We start from the raw sequence: 24,974 nt of genomic DNA on the forward strand, positions 1-24,974 counted from the left end.
AAATTATACTTAAAAGGTAGGAATATTAGACAATATATTGTCTGAATCAGAATCTAAAGAATTACCAGAATTGAAATCAAGTAAATCCTTTAATCTATGTAATCATGGTTCAGGTAATTAACTAATAAACCCTTTTACATATTCTTTAGTCAATTCTTGCTGAGGATTTAATAAAAGCTCTTCAGTAGGGCCAAATTCAATGATCTTACCCATATAAACGAATATGATATAATCAGAAACACGGCGGGCTTGTCTTAAAATATGTGTTACCAGCACAATGGTGTATTTTTCTTTTAGGGTGATAAAAAGATCTTCAATAATGTGGGTAGAAACAGGATCGAGCGCTGAAGTGGATTCATCACCAAGTATAATCTCAGGTTCAACAGCCAGTCCGCGTGCCAGGCATAAACGCTGCTGCTGGCCGATGGATAATCTTGTGGCAGGAGCATGTAAACGGTCTTTAACCTCGTTCCAAAGCCCTGTAGCTTTTAATTGGATCTCCACAAGTTCATCCAATTCGCTTTTCTTAAGCCTGCTGTGTAAACGCGGCCCGTAAGCTACATTATCATAAATGGACATGGGCAAAGGATAAGGTCGCTGCGATAGCAACCCCATTTTTTTGCGGATATGTGTTACCTCAGCATTGGGATCATAAATATTTTCACCATCAACCAATACTTTTCCGGTTATTTTCACATCGGCTGTATCATCCAGCAAACGGTTAAATGATTTTAATAAAGTGGTTTTTCCGCAGCCTGAAGGCCCGATTATCGAGATCACCTTTTTATTCGGAATATTGATCGAGATATCTTTTAATATCTCGTGATTGCCGATCTGTACATTTAAATGCTGTACGCTGATATGTGGATTATTTGTCATTGTATTTTATTTTTTGAAAACCTTTTAGCCAGCAAAGAGGATAAAATGGTAATGATAAGGACTACAATAGTTAATATTAATGCCGAAGCATATGCACGACCCTGAACTTCTTCAACCGGACTGCCCAATTGAAAGAAAATAGCCAGCGGTAGTGTTGCGGCAGGTTGATGTAATGAGGTAGGTATATTATCGCTAAAGCCTGCAGTAAATAATACTGATGCCACGTCGCCAATAGCGCGGCCGAAGGAGAGTAATATAGCCGTAAATATTCCCGGCCTGATCTGTCTTAGAACCACTTTTGACATTTCCCAGCGGGTAGCACCGAGCGCCAGTGAAGCATCACGTAATTCTTTGGGTACAGTGATAATTACTTCATCAAGTGTTCGTACCAGTATCGGGATCACTAATAAAGTAACAGCTACAATACCGCCTAACAAAGATGCCTTGATACCGAAATATACCATGATCAAAAAGCCGAAAGCACCATAAACGATAGATGGTATGCCAAACAACACATCAAAGGCAATGCGTAAAGAATTAGCTATAAAATTCCTTCCGCCTAAATACATGTTAATATATATAGCTACAGGGATGCTGATTAATAGTCCCAATATAGTAGCTCCACCGGCTACATACATCGATCCGACAATGGCGTTTAAAACACCGCCTTCTTTACCAATATAGAAACCACCACCGGGTATTTTGGTGACCATATCGAGGTTCATGAACGGAATACCTTTATAAAATATCGTTCCTACGATCAGGAAAAAGCTGCCCGCTACTATAATGATGGATAATAGCATTAATACCCTGAAGAAGTTTTCTTCTAATTTACGCCTGATCATGCTGCAAGTTTCCTTTCCAAACGGGCCAATATTACCCTTGAAATAATGTTAAATAGTAAAATGATGATGAACAGTAGCAATGCTGCGAACATCAAAGCCGAATCATACATGGGGATAGATAGCATTTCGCCATAATTATTAGCGATCAGTGCAGGCAGGGGATACCCTGGATCAAAAACCGAATGAGGTACGACCGCATTATTACCGCAAACCATTAGTACTGCAATGGTTTCTCCAAATGCACGTGATATAGCTAATACTGTAGCAGCTATGATGCCTGCTTTTGCTTTACGCAGTGAAACCTTTTTAATGGTTTCCCATTTAGTAGCTCCTAATGAGAGCGACGCTTCTTTTAATTCTCTGGGGATCGTATTCAAAACCTCACAAACAATACTTACGATCAGCGGGAATATCATCACTGCCAATACGATACCGCCAGCTAACACGCTATACCCGGTTGAAAATTCAACAAAATGAGGTGCGATATGATTTTGTATCAGTGGAATAATAAAAAGCACGCCCCAAACACCAAATATTACCGGGGGTATACCCGATAAGAGGTTGACAAATGGAACTAATATCTTCCTGACACGGGCCGGAGCATACTCTGTAATATAAAAGGAGCTGAGCAAGCACAGGGGAAGTGCAATAATAATGGCTATAGCTGTTACCCATAGTGTTCCCATTATAAACGGAAAGAAACCAAACAATCCTTTAAGTGGTTTCCAGTCGCTTGATGTTAGTAGAGTGCCCCACGACGAATTATTCAATACCGGGACAGATTTATAATATAGACCAATGCCTATAACCACTACTAACGATACCGTTAGTATGGTAAGTATCAGCATCAGTTTTGAAAGAATTTTATCTTTTATTAAGCGAAATCGCTGCATTTTTGGTTTAGTTTAAGTTGACCGGGTTAGAATAAACTAAGTGGTTGATGGGATTTGAACTTAATCAACCCAATCAACCACTTTTACTCAATCAACTAAATATCAATTTACTTTCTTTAATTCTTCTGCAATCTTTTGTTTGGAAAGAACGATATAACCATTCTCATCTACATATTTCTGGCCTTCAGTAAGTACGAATTTCACAAACTCAACCAATTCTGGTTTCTGAGGTTTGCCTTTAAATAAAAAGCCCAGGTTACGTGCCGGAGGTGAAGGATATTTACCTGAAGCGATGGCATCCGTTAAATGATCTATCGTATCATAAAAATTTTCGTCGGCGTCAATTTTACCATTGCCATTCACATCGATTGGCAAGGCATGCACACCGGCAACCTGTTTGCGAGTTTTAAGATCATAAAGATAAGCCAGGTTATTATAACCAATACCGGTAACATCTTTTTTGACGGCCTGCGCAAGTCCCGGATCACCATAAACACCTACACCTAACAGGTCTTCCTGTTTTTTATTGAAATATTTGGCCCAGGTTTCGGCAGCACCTGCTGCGTCTGAACGAGTGTAAATATGAATCGGCACAGATACTTTTCCGCCTAATTGGTTCCAGTTCTTAATGGTTCCGGTAACAAATACATTTAAAAACTGGTCGCGTTTTACGCCTTTTGATTCTAATGCGGCTGCATTGGGATTTCCGGTGTTGAAGGTCGGCACAACAGCATCTTTAGTAACGTAGATGGTATAAGCACCTTTCTTTACTTCAGCAGGATTAATATCACGTGAAGCCAAACCAATATCAACCAGCCCTGATAAAGCATCGGTAACGCCTTTGCCTGCACCACCCGCTGAGATATTGAATACCACGTTAGGGTGTATTTTTTTAAACTCCTGTGCCCATTTTACAGTAATAGGATAGAGGGCGAACGCACCCGAAATATTGATGGTGCCCTTAAGATCATCTGCTACAGGCTTATTTTCATCTTTTTTAAATGAAGATAGTATAGTAATAGTACCTGCAATTGCTAAAGCAGACAGGATGATTTGTTGACGAAAGAATTTTCTTTTCATGATTTATAGTTTTAGAATGCGATCTGCAATTGTGCTTCCAATATATTATTTTTAACCTGTGTAGCAGTTTCTTCGTGTTTATACAAGTAATCAACAGCCAGTCTTGTCCACTTGTTGAACACGAAGTTTACGCCGCCATAATAAATGTTTGAACGGTCTGTTGTGATCACTTTATTTGGATCGTAAGTGTCATATTTAGCTACAAGTTGTATTTGTGGTATCACAAAATACCCTGCCTGCGCGTACCAGCCATCTTTGTGCACTGAAGCATCTGTACCATGAAGATATTCAGCTGTAACTGAGAATGGGCCTGTAGCATAACGGGCATCAAAGCCATAACGATTACGTGCCTGTGTTACAGGATTGGGAACTTTTGTTGTGGCAAGTGGGATATCTTCGCCTTCATACAAGCTACCGCCAAAGTCAAGTCCTTTTATTGGATGAACGGCCAGTCTTGCTGCTAAATCTTTATGATTATTATTATCTGTAGTTACATCATATCCGGCACCATTAAATACACCGAAGGTATAGTCAAACAGGTAGTGGTCGTTTAATTTGGCAAAACTGCCGCTTACCTGGATACCTATATCACGGCCATTTTGATTACCGATTACATCTTTTGATCTTCCGGCCAAAGCTTCAACTACCTGTGAACGATCAATGAAATCCAATTGAGAGTCAGAAACCAAACTTTCATAAGTAAGAGGTACTTTAAACTGGCCCACCTGAACTTTAAGGAAATCTGCAAATTTGTAGGCAGTATACGCATCAAGCAGTTTGGTTGTAGCAGCAAACTCGGTGTACACTTCGTATGACCATTGATCGGTGATATTACCTTTTGCATCCAAACGGGCGCGGTGAAGGTCGAATGCATTATTCACACCTGTCTGTTGAAATCCCTGGTAACGGGCCTGCACTAAACCACTTATTTGCAAAGCCTTGCTACCTATAGAAATATTATGTTGATTTTCTTTTTCTTTGTCGCGTTTTTGCTGCTCTTTTAAAGCCAGGTCCGAGCGTAGCGAATCAGCTTCTTGTTGGGTTAATAAATTTTTCTTAATAAGCAGGTTCAACAGTTCATCATTGGATTGCGCTTTGGAAGCAATAGCTGAGAACAGGATGATTGCTATAAGCAGTACTCTTTTTACGTAAAGTAACTTCATTTCTTTGGGTTTAATTTTTTAGGGTTAAATTGAAATAGTAGGGTTAATTTTTAAAGACAAAGGGCCTGTTTGGATATTCAACAGCCTTGTTGTTTTGCGATTGTGAACGGATATTTTATAAATTGTGAAAACATTATATTCTATTAAATCTATATTGTCTACTGATTTAGTAGTGTAAATATATGAGATATTTCAATGTACTCGCAAGAATTATTTAATAAAATTTTAATATCTAATTATATATAGTTGATTAACAGATAGATAATTTATTATATAAATTTAGATAAAGGCACAAAAAAAGCCGGTGACTTCATAATCACCGGCTCAAAGATTATTTACGAAGATCTATTTTATATCATCGCCTTGCTTGATTTCATCAGAAGCATGCAATAGAATTTTGTCGTTTGATTTCAGATCTCCGAAGACCTCTGTTGAATCGTTGCTTGTTAAACCTTCTTTAATATTAACCAGGTTTGCTTTACCATTTCTTACGGCGATTACATATTCCTTTTCAGTAGAGCGAACAATAGCTGAATTTGGAACGAGCAATGATTTTGCTCCTGATACCATTGGTATTTTCACTTCGGCGTACATACCCGGTTTTAGCCGTCCGTTTTCATTAGCCACATCAATCTCAATTGCTTCCTGCCTCATGCTACCCAAAGCATTGGCTGACCGACTTATCTTTGCAGTATGTTCCTGACCGGGCATGGCATTAAAAGTGAACGTTACGGGTTGACTCAGATCGACTTTATCCACGTAATCTTCCGGTATATAAACCGTAAGCCGCATTTTGTTTATATCCTGAATGATTAGCATAGGTTGATCAGTCTCTTTACCGGGCGCAACCAACGCTCCCGGCGAAACATTCCTTTGGATGATCATGCCGTCAAAGGGGGCGTAAATCCGCAGATATCCCTGCACTGTTCTTACTGCATCAACATTGGAATACTCCGATTGTGCCATTGCCTGATCTGCTTTCATTTTAGCGCTTGCATTGTCCAAATCCAAAGGAGAAACTGAACCAGGCTCTTTGGCTGCTTCTTTAAGGCGCTCATATTTTTCTTTGCTGGCTTGTGCATTTTCCTGCGATTGTATATAGCGTGAATTTGCCGCCTGCAATTGAGACTCCATTTCAGGTGCCTCCAATATCATTAATAGTTGACCCTTTTTAACGACAGAGCCGCGGTCGACAAATAATTGTTTTACAAAGCCGTTTACTTTAGGGAAAAGGTTAACCTCATTGAATGGGACTAACTGCCCGGGTAAACTTGCAGAACTTGATAATGCCTTTTCAGAAACAGAACCAAATTCATATTTACTGGTGTTTTTAGTGGTTTCTCCAGTTAGATCAACCGGCTTTTGATTCCCGGAGCATGCTGCAAACAAACTGGTTACAGCTATTAACAAATAATATCTATATTTCATGATGTTGAATATTAAAATTGGTGGTTTCGGTTGATTTTTCAGGCATTAATGATGGTTCGTCATAGGTGGTTTTATTTTGTACCCAGGCAAAAACCATTGGTAAAATAAATAGCGCTGCAAGAGTAGAAGCAAATAATCCACCGATTACAGCACGGCCAAGCGGCGCTGATTGTTCACCCGCCTCACCCATACCTGAAGCCATAGGGATCATACCGGCGATCATGGCCAAACTGGTCATCAGGATAGGGCGCAACCGGATGGAGGCACTGGTAATGGCTGCTTTTGTTGAATCTTTATATTCCAGCCTTAGTTTTTCGGCATTGGTAACGATCAGGATAGCATTTGCAACAGACACACCTGTGGACATGATCATCCCCATATATGATTGCAGATTAAGTGTTGAACCCGTAATCAACAGCGCTGTTATGGAACCTAATATTACCGCCGGGATAGTTACCAAAACCGTCAGCGATACTTTAAACGACTGATAATTAGCTGCCAGCAATAAAAAGATCACCAGGATGGCAAATCCTAATCCATTTTGCAGGCTATTTAAAGTCTCTGTCAAAAGTCCCGACATACCGCCGATCTCAGCAATTAATCCTTTTGGAGGTGTGCCTATTGATTTTACAGCTTTCTGAACAGCGGTTGTCGCCGAACCAAGGTCTTTTTTATAAATATTTGCGCTTACAGTGATAAAACGCCGTGGGCCGGTACGGTCGTATTCACCCGGGACAGTTGTTATTTTAAAGGAGGCTACATCTGCCAAAGTAGGACTGCTTTTACCTTTTACCAGTGGTATTTCCTTCAGCTCATCCATATTGTTCATCACATATTCGGGTATCTGAGCCTGTACCTGGTAGGTATAAGCGTTCTTTTCATCAAGCCATAAATTCTTCAATGTATAGCGGCTCGAAGAAGTACTGGCAGTTACCGACCGTGCAATATCACTCACATTTAATCCTAATTGTGATACTTTCAACCGATCAAGCGTTATCGCGATTACCGGATAGTCTAAGGGTTGATTTATTTGAACGTCCCTTAAATATGGAATTTGCTTCAGCTTTGCTAAAACCTTACCGGCATATCCTTTTATCTGATCCAGATCTTTACCTGCAACCTGAACTTCTATGGGGGTATTAGCACCCTGGCTCATGATCTTTTCCGTCATATCAATAGGTTCAAAAGTGATGGTCATTTCAGGTACGGCATGGGCTATGTTTTTGCGTAGCGCATCTTTTAGTTCATCCATGTTCACCTTATAATCTTCATCAAGGTTTACCTGTAAAACAGCTTCGTGTGTACCCGTATTAAAAACGTATAAGTTACTGCTGCCAAAACTACTGGGCACTAAACCAATATAACCCGATGTTATTTTTACATGATTATTAACCGTTTGGTCAATGATATGCAGTACCTGCTTAAATTTATCTTCGGTACGTTCCAAACGTGTGCCTTGGGGTTCTTTCAAACGGACCTGGAATTGCCCGTTATTTAGTTTAGGCATCATATCTTTACCGATAATAACAAATCCGATCCCTGCAAGTACAATTACCACAACTAAATAGGTAAGCACATAAAGTTTCCTTCGTGGCATTAAGCGGGTAATGATCCCAACAAAACGCATTTTTACTTTTTCAAAAAGATCATTTTCTTTAGGATGTTCTTCTTCTTGCTGCGTGTGCATCTCAATTTGCATTTCTTCATTCCTGTCTAATGACTCACCTGCATGTGCATGTTTTTTGTCATGATGATACGTTTGATAATGTTCTGCCTTTATCAACCAATTACTCATAATTGGCACAAGTGTTTGCGCCAATACATAGGACACAATCATCGTTAAACCGATAGACATTGATAGCGGTAAAAACATGGCCTTAGGCACACCATTCATCATAAATGAGGGAGCGAACACGGCCAGTATACATAACAATATGAGTAATAGAGGGAAAGCTATTTCTTCGCAAGCGTCATAAATAGCCAATCGTTTGGGTTTACCCATTTCCAGGTGCTGGTGTATGTTTTCAATAGTTACCGTGGCCTGATCGACGAGAATACCTATTGCCAATGCCAGCCCGCTTAGTGTCATGATATTAATAGTTTGCCCAAACAGACTAAGTAGTAGCACACCTATTAAAATGGATACCGGTATTGTGATCACCACAATTAGGCTGCTTCGCCAGTCGCCCAGAAATAATAAAACCATTAAACCTGTTAATATTGCTCCGAGGCCACCTTCAGTCATCAGACTTTTTACAGCGTTCACTACAAACACCGACTGGTCAAACTCATAAGAAATCTTTACATCATTAGGTAGCAGACTTTGCATTTCGGGCAGCTTGCTTTTTAAACTTTGTACAACAGACCAGGTTGATGCTGAGGCGGTCTTTACTACGGGAATATAAACTGAACGTTTGCCATTAATTAGCGCATAATCTACTGTAATATCTGCAGCATCTGTAACCCTGGCTATATCCTTTACATAAATGGGTACACCATTTTTTGTGAGTACAGGGATATTTCCAAAGTTTTCAGAATTTTTAACCAATGTGTTCATTGTAGTTAAATACATAGTATTACCTACCCTGAGGTTACCTGACGGAGACATTACATTAAATTTTGCCAGAGCCTCAACAACTTCGTCAGGGGTAAGGTTAAAACTCCGCAGCTTGTTAGGATCAATACTAAAAACAATTGTTCTTGCATTTGAACCAAAAGGAGGCGGGGCTGATAAGCCGGGTATAGTAGAAAACATCGGGCGAATGCGTGTAGCGGCTAAATCATAAATATCTTTCAGGCTTTCATTTTTACTATCCAACACCAGTTCACCTACAGGTAATGAAGATGCATCATACCTGATCACTTGCGGTGGCAACGCTCCCGGAGGAAAGAAACTCTGCGCACGGTTTACCTGTAAGGCAACTTGTGCCGAAGCTTCAGCCATATTGGTAGTTTCGTAAAAAGATATCTTGATAATTGTTAAACCCTGGATGCTTTTACTGCTGATATTTTTTACGCCATCAACATATAAAAATTGATTTTGCAATCCGGTGGCAAAAAAACCTTCCATTTGTTGCGGAGACATACCACCATAAGATTCGATAACATAAATTGTAGGAAGGTTCAGCTTCGGGAAAATATCTATCGGTATATTTATTGCACTAAGCACTGCAAATATCAAAAGGCTCATGGTGATCACCAGAACGGTGATTGGCCTTTTCAGTGCGGATGTGACCATTGACATATTTTTTATTTTAAAAGATTTAAAACTGTATTTACCTGGTTTTGAGTTACTGCCTGGCCAAACAAGGCATTGTTGTAGTCATATTTGGCCTGCGCATAATCGGTTTCGGCCCGGTATAAAATATTGAGCGCGGCATCAAGGTCAATAATATTTGATAACCCGTTTTTATACAAAGACAATTGTTGCCGGTAACTGTCATTGGCCGCTTTTAACTGATGGGGTATTTCAATAAGCCGCTGCTTTGCAGTCTCCATTTCGGCATTTGCCTGGTTTGCACTGGCTGCGAGGAGTGCTTTCTGTTCCTCCAATTTATTGCGGGCATAATCGGTCTCGGTTTTTTGTGTTCGTAGTTTTAGTTGCTTCCGGCGCAAGTCAAAAAGATTATAAGAGACATCTATACCCACTAAATAATTATCCCTGTCAAATCCAAAACCGCTTGATAGACTATTGAAATTATCATTGGCGTCTACGCTTGAGCCACGCGACCATGCTGCCGCTTTTAATGATATTTTGGGATTATATTGCTTTTTTACCAGATCCTCACGCTGCTTACTGTCTTGATAAATGGATTGATAGTAATTGATCAATGGGTGTTTTGCAGTATCGATCACAAACGGCTGTATTGGCAAACTGATCAACTGGCTTTCTATCGTAGTGTCAGCCAAAATATTTTGATAGGGCAGCCCGCTGATTGCTGAAAGCTGTAGTTGCACCTGTTTTAACTGGTTGTTTAGCTCAATGTAGTTTAACCTTGCTTTTGATAATTCAGCATTAGCTACACTGGTATCGACACCTGGCCTTACCCCACTTTTAGTCAATGAACTAATCGACCTTAGAATTTCCTGATTGCGCTGGATATTCCTGTACTGTATAGCCAGATAGTCCTGCAGACTAAGCAAGCGCAGGTAATTAGTAATAGTGTATGCTTCTAATTGATATTTTGACTGTGAAAAATTGCTTTGCTCTACATTGATCTCAGAACGCGCCACTTTGTTTTGGGCTCCATAATAACCAAAGTTGTAAATTTCCCAATCAAAAGCGGCAATTCCCAGGTTGGTTGACAGGGCAGTGGTAACATTAGTAGGATGGACACCTCCGGAACTTGAAGGAACAATACCAAAACCAAAATATGGCGCGATCACATTATTACTGGTACCGATATCGGCCTGGTAATTCAATTTTAAATTTGGCAGCCAGTTATTTCTTGTTTCAGCTGCTTGAGCCTGCTTTACCTGGATGGCGGATGAATCGGTTATTAGAGTAGGCGCATTCATATCTACCTGATTTAATAACCGTTTTAAACTGACAGATTGCTGTGCATTTACTGCCGCTGAAATCAACAGCAACATAATAATGCACAAGCATTTACTAAGATTTAACATTTTTGTAAATAATTAATTTGATATAAGAAAACATAGAGAATACTTACAGCAAAAGCTGAAGCATCAATTGATTACCGCAGGACGCGGTTGCCGGGAAAATATCAAATAATTAATTGGCCTGACAGAAGATAGGCAGGCTCTGGTGGCAGAAGTAAGAGGCGAATATCAGATAATATCCTATCGGTTATTTTTCTTAAAGATTTAAAAAGTGTTGGTAAAAAGCTAAGCAATAAAAGCGATATAGACGACAGTAATACCATCAGAGGATTTGAAAGTTGCTGATGTATCTGTGCAGCGCTTTTATCAGCATCTTCAAGATTTTCGGGTTTGCGTTTGGAAAAACTCTTAACCAGTATATTATGCGAAATGTGAATTTTGAAATGATGGTTAGCGACCTCAAAACCAAAGAAGGGTTTTGCAATAAACAGCAGCGCTGCAAATGCAAAGAATATTTTAAAAGCCAGGGCTCCTTTCATTTTGATTTCAAATGACACTTTTTCAATTACAAAGGTGGTATTAAATTGTTTTATAAGAATCAATGTAACGTTAATGTTGCATAGGCTTACGTTACTGACAGTATTTTGTCAGTACTCATTAAATCTCAATAAATTGATTTTCAGATTCTTACAAGTGTTCACATAGCGTTCATGTGTGAACGTGAACACTTTAAACAAAAAAGGCCCCAATAAGGAGCCAGTTTAGTTGATTGATTTATAGAGATTCAGGGTGATAATTGGCAATTATTCAGCGTTTGCCCTAAACATTAGGGCTCCTACAGTTACGTTAGTACGGCTATCTATCAATATAGCTCCACCATTAGCCTTGTTGTTTTGATAAAGATCAAAAGCCAGTGGATCAGCTGTTTTAATGACAATGCGTCCAATATCATTTAACCTGAAATCCTCGTCAAAATCTTTTTCAAGCGTGTTGATATTCACTTTATATAATATTTCCTGTACACGGCAGCGGGTAACTTTGCTGTTATGCTGCAACAGGTAGGTGTGGGTGGTATCTAAAGCCTTGGTATCCATCCAGCACAGGTCAGCTTCTATTTGTTTTGATATTTCTGGCTGATTATGGGCATTCACCAGTATATCACCACGACTAATATCAATATCGTCTTTAAGATGTAATGTTACTGACATGCCGGACAAAGCAACTTCTGGTTCTTCATCCAATAATTCTATTTTATCTATAGTTGAGCTGAAACCAGATGGCAATACAGTTATTTTATCATTTACACGGAATGATCCGCTTGAAACACGACCGGCATAGCCACGGTAATCATGCAGATCATCGGTTTGTGGACGAATGATCCATTGTACAGGGAAACGTGCATGATCACTGCGGTTATCAGCAGGGATCTCTACAGTTTCCAGGTAGGGCAGTAAACTGCTGCCATGATACCATGACATATTAGCTGATGCATGAACAATATTATCGCCTTTTAGTGCACTAACCGGGATATAGGTCACATTATTCAAACCAACTTTGGATGCCAGTTCTTTATAATCCTTTACGATCTTATCGAATACATCTTGTTTGAAATCAACCATATCCATTTTGTTGACACATACTACCACCTGGGGAAGCCCTAATAAAGATACCAGAAATGAATGGCGTATAGTTTGCTCGATAACACCTTTACGTGCATCGATAAGGATAATAGCTAAACCTGCATTTGAAGCGCCGGTCACCATGTTACGGGTATATTGGATATGACCCGGCGTATCGGCTATAATGAATTTACGTTTCTCAGTTTGAAAGTATTTGTAAGCTACGTCGATTGTAATACCTTGTTCGCGTTCGGCTTTCAAACCGTCGGTTAAAATAGCCAGGTCAATGCTACCGTCATCATTTTTTCGGTTTGAAGCATGCAATGCCTCCAACTGATCGACTAAAATAGATTCGCTATCATAAAGCAGGCGTCCTATAAGGGTACTTTTACCGTCGTCAACACTACCTGCTGTTAAAAATTTTAAAATATTCATAATTAAAAGTATCCCCCTTTTTTACGATCCTCCATTGCAGCTTCGGATACTTTATCATCCATACGTGCACCACGCTCGCTTATTTTTGAGGCGCTTATTTCGTCTATTATATCATCTATTTCAAAAGCATATGACTCTACTGCAGCAGTACAGGTCATATCACCCACTGTACGGAAACGCACGTTACGGCGTTCAACGACATCCTCACTATCCATATTCAGGAATGGGGAAGCAGACATTAGCTGACCATTGCGTGTGATCACATCGCGTTCGTGTGCGAAATAGATAGAGGGCAGTTCGATCTTTTCCCTGCGGATATAGTTCCAAACGTCCAGTTCAGTCCAGTTGCTGATAGGGAATACCCTCACGTTTTCGCCTTTATGTATTTTGCCATTGTAAAGGTTCCATAATTCGGGGCGCTGGCGTTTTGGGTCCCATTGTCCAAATTCATCGCGAACAGAAAATATACGTTCTTTAGCACGCGCCTTTTCCTCATCACGACGGGCACCACCTATGCAGGCATCAAATTGATGCTTGGCGATAGTATTTAACAAGGTAACTGTTTGTAACTGGTTACGACTGGCATTTTTGCCTTTTTGTTCAACCACTTTTCCGCTATCAATATCATCCTGTACATAACCAACGATCAGCTTTTCGCCGATACGTTCGATCATTCTGTCACGATAATCAATAGTTTCCTGGAAATTATGGCCGGTATCAATATGTACCAAAGGAAACGGGAATTTTCCGGGCCGAAAAGCTTTTTCGGCCAATCGTACAAGAGTTATAGAATCTTTACCTCCAGAAAAAAGCAAGGCGGGTTTTTCAAATTGCCCGGCTACTTCCCGCAGAATATAAATGGCTTCCGCCTCTAACTCATCTAAATAATCCAACTGCTGTTTATTCATTAATAATTACTGATTTATTGAATTAGTGAATTAGTGATTGTTAACAAATTTCCCTAACTCAGTAATTCAAAACTTATTTACTTACTATTAGTGCTTATCTGATTTACCTACTATATGAACTCCCTAATTCAATAAATCGCTAATTCACTAATTCATTTATGTGCCTCATGCAACCCACATTCCTTTTTCGACTGGTCTTCCCACCACCAACGGCCTGCCCTGAAATCCTCACCGGGCTGAACAGCCCTTGTGCAAGGTGAGCAGCCAATGCTTGGGAAACCCTTGTCGTGCAATGTATTATAAGGTATATTATTCTCTCTGATGTATGCTTTTACCTGGTCAAGTGTCCAGCTAAAAATCGGGTGAAATTTAATCAAATTATTTTGTTCGTCCCATTCAATATTGTGCATATCATGGCGACCAACCGACTGTTCGGCACGTATACCGGTCACCCAGCATTTATTACCTGCAAGCGCCCTCTTTAATGGCTCCACCTTACGGATGCCGCAGCATTCTTTCCTGTTCTCTACCGATTCATAAAAACTGCTCGGGCCTTTGGCATTTACCATTTTCTCCAACAGTTCGTTATTCGGGTAGTATGCGTGTATTGGCTTACCATACATTTCCATGGTACGGTTCCATACATAGTAGGTTTCGGGGAAAAGACGACCTGTTTCGAGCGTAAATATTTTGATGGGCAAATCATTAGCAAATATCATGTGTGTGATCACCTGATCTTCCCATCCAAAACTTGTCGAAAACACGATCTCACCTGGAAATTTATTAGCCAATTCAGCCAATGCTTTTATCGGTTCAAGCTCGCCAACCTCTTGTCTTATATCTTCTAACTCTGTCATTATATTACATGTACGTGTAGAAATTTTAAAATAGCTCTTACACTTATCAGAATTACTATTATTGCAACGGCCATCATAATAGCCTTAGCAGATATTTTATTAGATATCCTGGCTGCGATAGGTGAAGCCAATGCACTGCCTATAACCAAACCGGAAACAGCTTCCCAACGTGCACCGCTTAGCATAGTGATGAAAGTGATGGAGCTCATTAAGGCAATAAAAAATCGCGATAATTTTACGGTTCCTAATGAAAAGCGTGGATGACGACCACCTGCGATCAATGTAGATAATACGATAGACCCCCATCCACCGCCACCTACGGCGTCAATAAAACCACCACCAAAACCAAGCAACGGTATCCTTTTTATTTTTGCCGATGTTCTTTTTTGCCCTGTTTTAAGGGCTTTTTTAAATATAACTATACCTAATATCAGTGTGTACAATGATACAAGAGGTTTGGTATAAGTACTGTAATGCTCTAATGAGGATAGGATGTAAGCACCTAGTACCGCACCTATAATGCCCGGAATGAGCAGCATTTTAAATAATTTCCAGTTGATATTACCCATGCGGTAATGCATCCATCCGGCTATGCCATTGCTTAATATCTCTGAAAGGTGCACGCCCATACTTGCCGAAGCAGGAGGGATGCCCATTGAAAGCGAAAAAGTAGTTGATGTTACCCCATATGACATTCCAATTGCTCCATCAATCATGGCAAAGACAAAACCCGCACCCAGGAAATAATAAAATAATGGATTAATACCTTCAACGTAAGTCCTGAAATCAGGCTCTTTATTCCATAGCGCATATACTGTAATAGCAATAGCTAAAACGATAGCACCCCATATCAGCCAAATTAAGTTTTTATTGGTTTGCGGTTTCTTGTCTACAAGTACTGAGGTGACCTTGTTTAACTTTCTGACTTTATAAGCGAAGTCGCCCGAGAGGGAATTTCTTAACTCACTCATTTGTTGTAAAGTTGTATCCAATTCCTCAGGCAGGCTTTCGTTTAAAACCTCTTTAATCCTTTTTGCGACTGTCGGCGATTTTCCATTTGTTGATATTGCCACCTTCAAGTCGCCTTTTTGGACAATAGAACCCAGGTAAAAATCACACAGATCAGGTTTATCAGCTATATTAACCAAAAGCTTACGGTCATGTGCTGATTCCCTGATATAGACATTTAATGTATTATCATTTGTAGCGGCTACTACGATATCCGCATTATCCAGATCGGTATCCACAAATGCTTTTTTTATAACATTTACTCCTTCATATTCTGCAGCCAAAGCATGTACTTCAGGAGAAAATGTTTTAGCAATAACAGTTACTCTTGACAAGGGGCTGTTGTTGAGGATAGCCGTCAGCTTTTCCAAGCCAACATTACCCGCACCGATCAGCACCGTGTGCAAGTCGTTCATTTTCAAAAAAATCGGGAAAAGCTGATTGCCTTCCGTTTTTTCGTACTGAACTGTACTTAAACCGTTATTCCTGGGCAACAATGTCATAAAATTCCCTTATAGGCTGGAACATGGGATGTAAAGAAACAACCTCGCCAATCACGATCAGCGCAGGCGATGTTATCTTTTTCTCTTCAACAATCTTAACAATTGTATCTATAATACCTATAGCTACTTTTTCATTCTCGGTTGAGCCACTTTGGATAACTGCAACCGGTAACCTGTTTCTGCCTTCTTTTTTAAATATCTCTGTAATTTCAGCTAGTTTATGCAAACCCATCAGTACTACTATTGTAGCCCTGGTGCGTGCGGCTTCATAAAGATCATTGGAAATCTTTCCATCGGTTTTGGTACCGGTTATCACCCAAAAGCTTTCACTTAATCCGCGGTGGGTTACAGGTATATTCTGTAATCCGGGTACACCGATAGAGCTTGAAATTCCAGGGATTACTTCAGTTGGAATACTGTATGAAGCAGCATGATCCAATTCTTCATAGCCACGGCCAAAAACAAATGGGTCGCCGCCTTTCAAGCGTACTACGTGACCATAGTTTAGTGCATAGTCAACCATTAATTTATTGATCGCATCCTGCGAAAAGGAATGATCGCCTGAACGTTTGCCAACATATACTTTGGTAGCATGTTCTGGTGCAAATTCTAATAATTCTTCGTTTACAAGCGCATCATAAAGTACCACGTCTGCGATTTTAAGTGCTTTAATGCCTTTTATGGTGATCAGGTCAGCGTCACCGGGACCTGCACCAACAAGGGTAATACGCGGTTCTTTAACTGTTTTTTTAGTATCTATCATGATTGAACTAATGCCTCTCTTTTTACTTTAACACTATTTAAGAAGCTGCTCGCGGCAGCCAGGTAAACTGTTGCAAACTCTTCAGAAGGTTCGTTTTTATTTATCTGTAAAACCAGGTCGTTGAAAGTACCATTAAGAGCAAATTCGCCTTTTTCTACATATTGTGCATCAAACTCGCGGATAATTCCGACCTGTGTGCTGCTGTTAATATTCTTGTCTAACAATAATGCTTTTGCCGAGCTGATAAATACATTATAAGAATGATATATCGCATCAGACCAAAAGCCATTACCAAATGCCTCGTTGGCCCAGCTCAGTTTTTCATCAGACTCATAAAGCAGAGTGGCTACAAGGTCAATCACTACACCGGCACATTCACCTACACCAATTGCAGTGACAAAAGTTTCTTCGTGCCCCCAGTCTACAAATTCATCTTCTTTAAGCGTAGTCAGATCAGCCAGTGGTTTTAGTAACTGGTAGAAATAATCCTTGCCTAATCTGTCGTAATAATTATGGAAGACCTCATTCTCTATTGAGTTTGCTTTATAATCATCCAATACAGCGCGTAAAACTGATGTTGCCCTTTTAGCAGGAACTTTAATTATTTTCTCAGCTGCACGACCTATACCATCGCCAACAGTTCCGCCACCCAATAAAACCTGCATGGATGGCAGTACTTTTAAACCGGCTTTTAATGAACTGCCATGAAAACCAATATGAGCCAAACCATGCTGACCGCAAGAGTTCATACAACCGCTTATTTTAATCTTAATATCGCGGTTATAAACAAATTCTTCATATTCATTATAGATCAGATCTTCCAATACTTTGGCAAAGGTCATGCTATTGGATATACCCAAATTACAGGTATCAGTACCAGGGCAGGTGGTAACATCGGCCACACTGTCAAAGCCAGGAGCTGACATGTCTAATTCGGTTAAACCGTTATATAAAGCAGGAAGTGCTTCTTTTCTAACATATTTTAATAATAGCCCCTGGTTTTGAGTTATACGGATCTCATCGGCAACATAAGGCCTGATGGCTTCCACAAACTTGCGTGCAACATCTGTATGGATATCACCAACAGGAACTTTAACATAAACGCCATAAAAACCTTTCTGCTTTTGTTCAAACACATTGGTAACCAACCATTGCTCATAACGCAGTGGATTATCTATAACAACCTCGGGCAATGTTACAGGCTGGGGGATAACAGGCTCATCAACACCATTACGGTTAATGGGGTAGGTCTTTACTTTATTAGCAATCCTTTCCTCTTTGGTAAGGCGTAATACTTCATCCAGGCCTAATTTTTGTATCACATATTTTAAACGTGCCTTATTACGGTTATTTCTTTCGCCATAACGGTCAAAAACACGGATTACAGATTCTATGTACGGGATTAATTGATCTTCGGGTAAAAATTCTTCTACAATACTGGCTAGTAAAGGTTGTGCGCCTAAACCACCACCTAATAAAATTTTAAACCCGCGTTCACCTTTATCGTTTATTTTGGGGATAGCACCAATATCATGGATATAAGAGTAAGCCGTATCGTCATCACTCGAAGAAAAAGATATCTTGAATTTACGACCCATTTCCTGGCAAATAGGATTACGCAGGAAAAACTCAAAAGTAGCATGAGCATACGGTGATACATCAAATGGCTCTTTTGGGTCGATACCAGCAGTAGGAGAGGCGGTTACGTTTCTAACTGTATTTCCACATGCTTCGCGCAGGGTGATGTCATCACGTTCCAGTTCGGCCCATAATTGCGGTGTACGATCAAGACTTACATAATGTATCTGAATATCCTGGCGGGTAGTTAAGTGCAAATTGTGGCTTGCATATTCGTCTGATACATCAGCAATACGCAGCAATTGTTTGAAAGTAACTTTTCCAAATGGCAGTTTAATGCGTACCATTTGCACACCCGGCTGGCGCTGCCCGTAAACACCACGAGCCAGGCGCAGGCTCCTGAATTTTTCATCATGTATTTTGCCTTCGCGGAAAGCTTTGATCTTCTTTTCAAGATCAATTATATCTCTTTCAACTATAGGGTTCTCCAATTCGGTACGGAAACTTTGCATATCTTCCTTTTATTTTATTCGCGACTCAATCAATTTCCAAATATATATATAGTATAGGGAAATAGTAGAATTTGTTGGTAAAAATGTTTCTTTTACAGTAAAATTACATACAATAATCCTGTTTAAATAATGCCAATTACGCGCCAAAATTTATTGTGAAGTTGTTATACGCAACTCAAAGAAGATTAGATACTACGTTAAAAGAATAAAATCCAAGATATATTGTTTATTTATAAATAATCAATATATTGACTATCAATGAATTAAGTCGAAATAAAAGAATGTAGCACTTGCAGAGAATTTTTGAGGATGGTGTGAAATTTCGACTTGCATTGGCTCACCTATCTCTTTATCAATAGCCAGATGGGGAAGCACAGTTTTAACCAATACGATTATTCCCCATACCACAAATTTAGTCAGAAAGGACAATCTTAAATTTTGATGAGCGTGTTTTCCCGGGCAATTACGTCTGCTATACTGGTTTCGGATAATATTTTAAGTGTAGCGTCTCTTACCTCAACAAAAACATCACGAATGCCGCAGGTGGTTTCCTGCTTACATTCATCACACTTATGATAAAAATTCAAGCTGGCACAGGGTACCATGGCAATGGGGCCATCAGTGATCCGCATGATGCTTACAAGATAAATATCCTTAGGATCTTTGTTTAAACTGTAACCGCCTCCTGCACCTTTTTTACTATAAAGGAAACCCGCATTCCTTAAATCAAGTAGTATTTGTTCAAGAAACTTTTTAGGGATACGTTCTTCTTCAGCGATCTTTGAGATCTGCATTGGTGGTTTATCGGCATTTTTCCCTAGGACAACCAGGGCTTTAATTGCGTATTTTGTCTTTTTGGATAGCATTTATTAAAAATAAAAACTCACAAAGATAAGTAAATATATTATGTCTATATAATTGGTCGACGCTTGAGACTAACTTATGTAAATATAGTATTTATTTTTTATCGGAATGTCCCAGGCTTTTTTCAGGATTTACTTTGTCGCGCACCAATTGTTTTATCTCTTTTATTTCAGGAAAACGGCTCCATTCCTTGCGGTCAAAAACTGTTTCTTCATTAATCCGGATACTATAATGCCCGCCAGTTTCGCTTGGCTGTAAAGTTACACCATACAAATCATCCGCAAAGGTAGTTAGCAGTTCCTGGGCCATGTATGCTGCCCGAAGCAGCCAATTGCATTTGGGGCAATATTCAATGGTTATCGTAGGTTTCATCAGGCTAATTTACAAAATCAACCTGCTAATAAATAAAAATATCATCACTGTACGCTAATTAGGGAATCGTACAAGTGATGATAAATAAAGGGAATCGTGATATAGTGTGGGTTTACCTGCTCTGGATAAAATTAAATCCTAAAGTCAGCTTTGGATTAAAGGGGCCAGCTTTCTTTCTTTTTTTGAAAATACTATCATTGTTGGCTAAGGCGCCCACTGCGTTTAATACAGCGTTAAATAAATTTTCTATAGATTTCATACAAACAATTTGATTTAGGGTTTTTAACGAAAAACGGTCCTAAAGAGTTTCGAAAAGCGTACTTGTAATTAGATATAAATGTGCGTTTTTACTATCAGGAAGGCCTTTTTTGAGAAAAAAAGCAGGTGTATTCTTGTTTAGGTAAGAGTCACAAACCAACTGATTTACAGTGTTTTAAAAAATGGAAAAAATATCTTTTTGCTTAATTATTTTTCTTTTAAATTAAGTAAAATAATTATTATAAATATTAAAAATGGACGCAAATAACGGTCACTTTGGTGATGAGATTATAGTTTAGTAAGAATATCTGACAAGGCAGTATTAAATTCTTTAGGTTTTTCAACCATCGGAAAATGCCCGGTAGCATGAATGTAAAATACCTTGTATGGAATATGATTGGCTTTAAAACCAGTAGTATCTGTAGGTGTATAATCGCTATTAATAAGGTATAACTTCTTTTTTGAGGCGATTAATTTCTTTGCTTCATCAAAATTATCATCTTCTATACAAGCTGTCGCTATTATCGAATCGGCTTTAGCTATATCATTCAGTATTCTTGTTTTGATAGAATCGGCTGTGGTTTTATAAAACAAATTTTGATTAAACCATTGTGTTGCGAATGATTTAAAATGATGCTTCATTTCATTTATGGCAACTGTGTATTCCTTCTTTTCTTGTTGCGTTTCAACGTGTCCTACATTCTTAAAATTATCTACTCCCACCAATCCGATAACATCATTTGGAGCATTAATAGCCGCCTGCAAAACAATATCACCTGCCATAGAGTGACCGACAAGGATGACATTTTTAAATGCAATTGTGATATTACCGTATCCAGGTCCAGGCCATATGCCTCGGTATTCCAGATATTTCTGTTTTTACCTGATTGACCAAAACCAGGAAGATCTATCGTAACTACCCGATATTTCTTACTAAAATAATTCACCTGATTTGACCAATACGACCTATTAATGCCCCAACCATGAACAAACAATAAGGTGGTGTCGCCGTTACCGCTATCACTGTAGACAATATTTACTCCTTCATTAGAGATTTTGATCGGCTTATCAGCTGTTGTAGATTTATTAGATTTACTGTTACAAGAAAACTGCAGAACCGATAAAATGCAAATTGCTGATAAGATAGATGCTTTCATAAAGTTAACATGTGGTATAATGATCTAAATTACTTGTTTAAAGCTAATTAAGGACGAAATTAACATACTTTAACACCTGCCAATCTCACTAAACAATTTGATCCGCATTTACGATAAACCGTTCTTCATAATTGAGTTTTAATACTTCCAGTTGATTGCCTATGGTAATTTCTCCCACACCTGTATGTATCAGGTTTTGTCCGAAAAGTATCTTATTGTTCTTAAAACGATAAAGTGCCAGCGTTTTTAGTGGTTCCTTGCCTTTAGCAATAGTGTCCTGATCAATGGTGGTCATAATACAACGAGCACATAGTTTTACCCCATGAAAGGTAATATTGCCGATTGTAAAAGTGTGCATTGCGTCTTCCTCAAATGACCCACCGCCTGTAAATACAATATTTGGCCTGAAGCGGTTCATCGGTAATGGCTCATTCAGACGACTGTTCAGGTCATCGAGTGAAGATTGGCCGATCAACAAGAATGGATATCCATCTGCAAACGAAACAATACTACCATCAAATGCATAGTTCTGATCTGCAATGCGTTCACTTTCGTCCGGCATATACACCAGCCTGCAAGGTAATTCAAGCATGTTGCTAAACCAATCGTCTGCTTCTTTACTTACAAATTGTCCCGTGCAGGTGTCATCCCAAACTGTAACATCAGCAAACTGATTGATAAGCGGTTGAAAAGGTATAGTGAAAGATGAGTTCTTTGGCGAATAATTCACTTTTATTCCATCATCAGTTACTTCTAATTTCATTAGAGCCATTTGATTTATTTCCCTTTGGGAGATAAAGAGGTTATTATGATCAACCAGCATCCAGCGGCGGTCATATTGAAAACCACGGTCAGTCACAATTGCTTTATCCAATGCAATACCACCTAATGATTTAACAGGGTATATATATAACTGACTGACTTTGAGCATAAATATGGATTTCTATAGTGATGGTAAAGATACCCTGTTGCCTTGTCGATTGCAAATTATTGGTCTGCGTGTTTAAAAAAACAATAACAACTTCGTTACATTTAGCAAAGATTACTGTCAGTTTAACGCATTTATCCCTACATTTAAAAACCAATAAAACCAACAAATATGCATCGCAGAAAATTCATCAGGGACGCCTCATTGGCTACCGCGGGCCTAACTATTCTTAATTTCCCGGTATTTGGCAAAAATGCACCAAGTAATAAAGTGGTACTTGCGGTTATGGGACTTAACAGTCGCGGAAGTTATTTAGCCAATTCTTATTCACAATTGCCAAATGTTGAAATAGCTTATATATGTGATGTGGAAGATGGTGCCATTAAAAAAGGATATGATGCGCTGAAGAATGCACCCCGGAAACCTGAACTGGTGCGCGACATCAGGAAGCTGGTTGAGAAAAAAGATTTTGACGCATTGGTGGTAGCTGCACCTGACCATTGGCATACACCTGCGGCGATATTAGGGTCATCACATGGCAAACATGTTTATGTAGAAAAACCGTGCGGGCAAAACCCACATGAAGGTGAACTGGTTTCACAAGCATTGCATAAATATGGTAAACATATACAAATGGGTAATCAGCGCAGATCCATGCCATCATTAATCGATGCAGTAAAACAAGTTAGGGAAGGTGCCATAGGTGATGCTTATTTTGCCAAGGCATGGTATACTAATAATAGACAATCGATAGGCATTGGCAAGCAAATACCTGTGCCCTCTACACTGGATTTTGACCTTTGGCAGGGCCCGGCACCACGGAAACCTTACCAGGATAATTTGGTGCATTATAACTGGCACTGGTTCTGGCATTGGGGAACAGGCGAAGCCTGTAATAACGGTACGCACGAAATAGACTGTTGCCGTTGGTTTTTAGGGGTTGATTACCCTACAAAGGTTAATTCATCAGGCGGAAGATATGCTTTTAAAGATGACTGGCAAACACCAGATACACAAGTAGCCAATTTTGAATTTGGCAATAAAGGTACAATAACGTGGGAAAGTCGTAGCTGCAATAACTTCCCTGTTGAAGGAAGTAGCCGTGGTTTTATTATTTATGGCACAAAAGGCAGCCTGGTAAATTTGGGTGGTGGTGATTATAAGATCTTAGATATCAAGAATAAGGTATTAAAAGAAGTAAAATCAGAAGTAGCACCCGATCCAAACAATACCACCAGCGCTAATGGGAATTTGGATTTTTATCATTTCAAGAATTTTGTTGGTGCAGTGAGGGGTGAAAATGAACTTACCTCTCCGGTTGATGAAGCATCAAAGAGTGTACTACTCTGTCACCTGGCAAATATTTCTCAGCGTACAGGTATTACTCTAAATTGTGATCCTAAGAATGGATATATCACCAATAGTCCCGAAGCGATGAAATTATGGGGCCGTACTTACGAATCCGGATGGGAACCAACATTAGTGTAAGCTTAACGATAGACCTATGAGATACAAAATTTTCATTCTATTGATGTTCAGTTACATCACTGGCTTTACACAAAACGGTAAGCAGCTTTTCCTACAGCAACCCGGTGTGGTTTCCTACACTTACCGCAACTTTTTCGAAAAGGATGTGCCGATCACTTTGGATATGATCAAAACTGCGGGGTTTACGGATATTGAATTCTCCAGTTTATTCGGTAAGACCGCTGCCGAATTAAGAGTGCTGATTGATGCCAGGGGGATCAAATGTTCATCTTATGGTGTCAGTTATGATGATCTGATAAATAAAACAGATGAAGTAGCCCAAAATGCAAAAACTTTAGGTGCACATTATGTAAGGGTTGCGGGAATTCCTCATAAAGGCAATTTTACTTTGGCCGATGCACAAAAAGCGATTGATGATTTTAATCGTGTTGGTAAAGTACTCAAAGATCAATATGGTCTTGAGTTCATCTATCACAATCATGGGTTTGAATTCCAGCCCTACCAGGATGGTACGCTGTATGACTATCTAGTGAAACAAACTGATCCGCATTATGTAAGCTTTGAGTTGGATATATTATGGGCCTTTTTCCCGGAACAAGACCCTGCTGCGCTACTTAATAAATATGGGAGCCGCTATAAGGCCTTACACCTGAAAGATCTGAAAAATGATGTGCAGGGTAATTTATCGGGTAGCACTGAACAGAATAATGATGTAGCCTTAGGAACGGGACAGATAAATATTCGTGCTGTATTAATAGCCGCCCAAAAAGCCGGGGTAAAACATTATTATCTTGAGGATGAGAGCAAGAATGTGCTTGTGCAGGTTCCCCAAAGCCTGGCTTACCTTAAAAGTTTAAAAAGATAACCCATACC

23 protein-coding genes are annotated in these 24,974 nt (G+C 39.4%); 2 read left to right on the plus strand and 21 right to left on the minus strand.

The genetic code is table 11. The features are described from left to right. Positions 1 to 117: 117 nt before the first annotated feature. The 21 genes from ACPPVU_RS14690 to ACPPVU_RS14790 form a co-directional block, all read right to left on the minus strand. Complete coding sequence (locus ACPPVU_RS14690; protein ID WP_426667269.1) at positions 118 to 879, minus strand: phosphate ABC transporter ATP-binding protein; 762 nt, start codon at positions 877 to 879, stop codon at positions 118 to 120. Beyond that, positions 876 to 1,724 carry a phosphate ABC transporter permease PstA gene (pstA, locus tag ACPPVU_RS14695; RefSeq protein ID WP_426667270.1) on the minus strand — a complete coding sequence of 283 codons (849 nt, stop codon included), beginning with the start codon at positions 1,722 to 1,724 and terminating at the stop codon, positions 876 to 878. The genes ACPPVU_RS14690 and pstA overlap by 4 nt, the downstream gene beginning before the upstream one ends. After that, positions 1,721 to 2,617 (minus strand): phosphate ABC transporter permease subunit PstC, encoded by an 897-nt coding sequence (pstC, locus tag ACPPVU_RS14700; protein ID WP_426667271.1) that lies wholly within the window; start codon positions 2,615 to 2,617, stop codon positions 1,721 to 1,723. The genes pstA and pstC overlap by 4 nt, the downstream gene beginning before the upstream one ends. A gap of 102 nt (positions 2,618 to 2,719) precedes the next feature. Further along, a complete protein-coding gene (locus tag ACPPVU_RS14705) occupies positions 2,720 to 3,697 on the minus strand; it encodes a PstS family phosphate ABC transporter substrate-binding protein (protein WP_426667272.1) in 978 nt (325 codons plus the stop codon). 11 nt (positions 3,698 to 3,708) lie between these two features. Continuing rightward, the gene (locus ACPPVU_RS14710) at positions 3,709 to 4,860 is read right to left on the minus strand and encodes a porin (protein ID WP_426667273.1); all 1,152 of its coding nucleotides are present in this window, start codon (positions 4,858 to 4,860) and stop codon (positions 3,709 to 3,711) included. A gap of 345 nt (positions 4,861 to 5,205) precedes the next feature. Next, complete coding sequence (locus ACPPVU_RS14715) at positions 5,206 to 6,288, minus strand: efflux RND transporter periplasmic adaptor subunit (RefSeq protein ID WP_426667274.1); 1,083 nt, start codon at positions 6,286 to 6,288, stop codon at positions 5,206 to 5,208. After that, positions 6,278 to 9,526: an efflux RND transporter permease subunit gene (locus ACPPVU_RS14720; protein WP_426667275.1), complete on the minus strand. Its 3,249-nt coding sequence runs from the start codon at positions 9,524 to 9,526 to the stop codon at positions 6,278 to 6,280. Before ACPPVU_RS14720 ends, ACPPVU_RS14715 begins: the two co-directional genes overlap by 11 nt. An 11-nt stretch (positions 9,527 to 9,537) precedes the next feature. Next, positions 9,538 to 10,914, minus strand: coding sequence for a TolC family protein (locus tag ACPPVU_RS14725; RefSeq protein ID WP_426667276.1), 1,377 nt, complete (start codon positions 10,912 to 10,914; stop codon positions 9,538 to 9,540). Between the two features lie 101 nt (positions 10,915 to 11,015). Beyond that, entirely contained in the window at positions 11,016 to 11,390 is a 375-nt protein-coding gene (locus ACPPVU_RS14730) for a hypothetical protein (protein WP_426667277.1), read from the minus strand. 264 nt (positions 11,391 to 11,654) lie between these two features. After that, positions 11,655 to 12,905, minus strand: a complete 1,251-nt coding sequence (locus ACPPVU_RS14735; protein WP_426667278.1) for a sulfate adenylyltransferase subunit 1 — start codon at positions 12,903 to 12,905, stop codon at positions 11,655 to 11,657. Positions 12,906 to 12,907: 2 nt separating this feature from the next. Further along, on the minus strand, positions 12,908 to 13,813 hold the full coding sequence (cysD, locus tag ACPPVU_RS14740) for a sulfate adenylyltransferase subunit CysD (RefSeq protein ID WP_426667279.1): 906 nt from the start codon (positions 13,811 to 13,813) through the stop codon (positions 12,908 to 12,910). Between the two features lie 152 nt (positions 13,814 to 13,965). Further along, positions 13,966 to 14,670 (minus strand): phosphoadenylyl-sulfate reductase, encoded by a 705-nt coding sequence (locus tag ACPPVU_RS14745; protein ID WP_426667280.1) that lies wholly within the window; start codon positions 14,668 to 14,670, stop codon positions 13,966 to 13,968. After that, complete coding sequence (locus ACPPVU_RS14750) at positions 14,670 to 16,181, minus strand: TSUP family transporter (RefSeq protein ID WP_426667281.1); 1,512 nt, start codon at positions 16,179 to 16,181, stop codon at positions 14,670 to 14,672. Before ACPPVU_RS14750 ends, ACPPVU_RS14745 begins: the two co-directional genes overlap by 1 nt. Further along, positions 16,159 to 16,944, minus strand: a complete 786-nt coding sequence (gene cobA, locus ACPPVU_RS14755; RefSeq protein WP_426667282.1) for a uroporphyrinogen-III C-methyltransferase — start codon at positions 16,942 to 16,944, stop codon at positions 16,159 to 16,161. Before cobA ends, ACPPVU_RS14750 begins: the two co-directional genes overlap by 23 nt. Next, a complete protein-coding gene (locus ACPPVU_RS14760) occupies positions 16,941 to 19,034 on the minus strand; it encodes a nitrite reductase (RefSeq protein ID WP_426667283.1) in 2,094 nt (697 codons plus the stop codon). The genes cobA and ACPPVU_RS14760 overlap by 4 nt, the downstream gene beginning before the upstream one ends. Before the next feature lie 431 nt (positions 19,035 to 19,465). Continuing rightward, positions 19,466 to 19,900 carry an RrF2 family transcriptional regulator gene (locus ACPPVU_RS14765; protein ID WP_426667284.1) on the minus strand — a complete coding sequence of 145 codons (435 nt, stop codon included), beginning with the start codon at positions 19,898 to 19,900 and terminating at the stop codon, positions 19,466 to 19,468. Between the two features lie 91 nt (positions 19,901 to 19,991). Next, positions 19,992 to 20,270 carry a SelT/SelW/SelH family protein gene (locus ACPPVU_RS14770; protein ID WP_426667285.1) on the minus strand — a complete coding sequence of 93 codons (279 nt, stop codon included), beginning with the start codon at positions 20,268 to 20,270 and terminating at the stop codon, positions 19,992 to 19,994. Between the two features lie 112 nt (positions 20,271 to 20,382). Further along, on the minus strand, positions 20,383 to 20,529 hold the full coding sequence (locus tag ACPPVU_RS14775; protein WP_426667286.1) for a hypothetical protein: 147 nt from the start codon (positions 20,527 to 20,529) through the stop codon (positions 20,383 to 20,385). 287 nt (positions 20,530 to 20,816) lie between these two features. Beyond that, complete coding sequence (locus ACPPVU_RS14780) at positions 20,817 to 21,311, minus strand: alpha/beta fold hydrolase (RefSeq protein ID WP_426667287.1); 495 nt, start codon at positions 21,309 to 21,311, stop codon at positions 20,817 to 20,819. Further along, a complete protein-coding gene (locus ACPPVU_RS14785; RefSeq protein WP_426667288.1) occupies positions 21,242 to 21,685 on the minus strand; it encodes an alpha/beta fold hydrolase in 444 nt (147 codons plus the stop codon). Before ACPPVU_RS14785 ends, ACPPVU_RS14780 begins: the two co-directional genes overlap by 70 nt. An 88-nt stretch (positions 21,686 to 21,773) precedes the next feature. Then, positions 21,774 to 22,616 (minus strand): MOSC domain-containing protein, encoded by an 843-nt coding sequence (locus ACPPVU_RS14790; RefSeq protein WP_426667289.1) that lies wholly within the window; start codon positions 22,614 to 22,616, stop codon positions 21,774 to 21,776. 168 nt (positions 22,617 to 22,784) lie between these two features. On the opposite strand from ACPPVU_RS14790, the gene ACPPVU_RS14795 reads away from it, so the two are divergent. Beyond that, complete coding sequence (locus tag ACPPVU_RS14795; RefSeq protein ID WP_426667290.1) at positions 22,785 to 24,101, plus strand: Gfo/Idh/MocA family protein; 1,317 nt, start codon at positions 22,785 to 22,787, stop codon at positions 24,099 to 24,101. Between the two features lie 16 nt (positions 24,102 to 24,117). Beyond that, complete coding sequence (locus tag ACPPVU_RS14800) at positions 24,118 to 24,966, plus strand: sugar phosphate isomerase/epimerase family protein (protein ID WP_426667291.1); 849 nt, start codon at positions 24,118 to 24,120, stop codon at positions 24,964 to 24,966. Positions 24,967 to 24,974: the final 8 nt, after the last annotated feature.

The sequence above is a fragment of the Mucilaginibacter sp. McL0603 genome (assembly GCF_049992945.1).
GTDB lineage: Bacteria > Bacteroidota > Bacteroidia > Sphingobacteriales > Sphingobacteriaceae > Mucilaginibacter.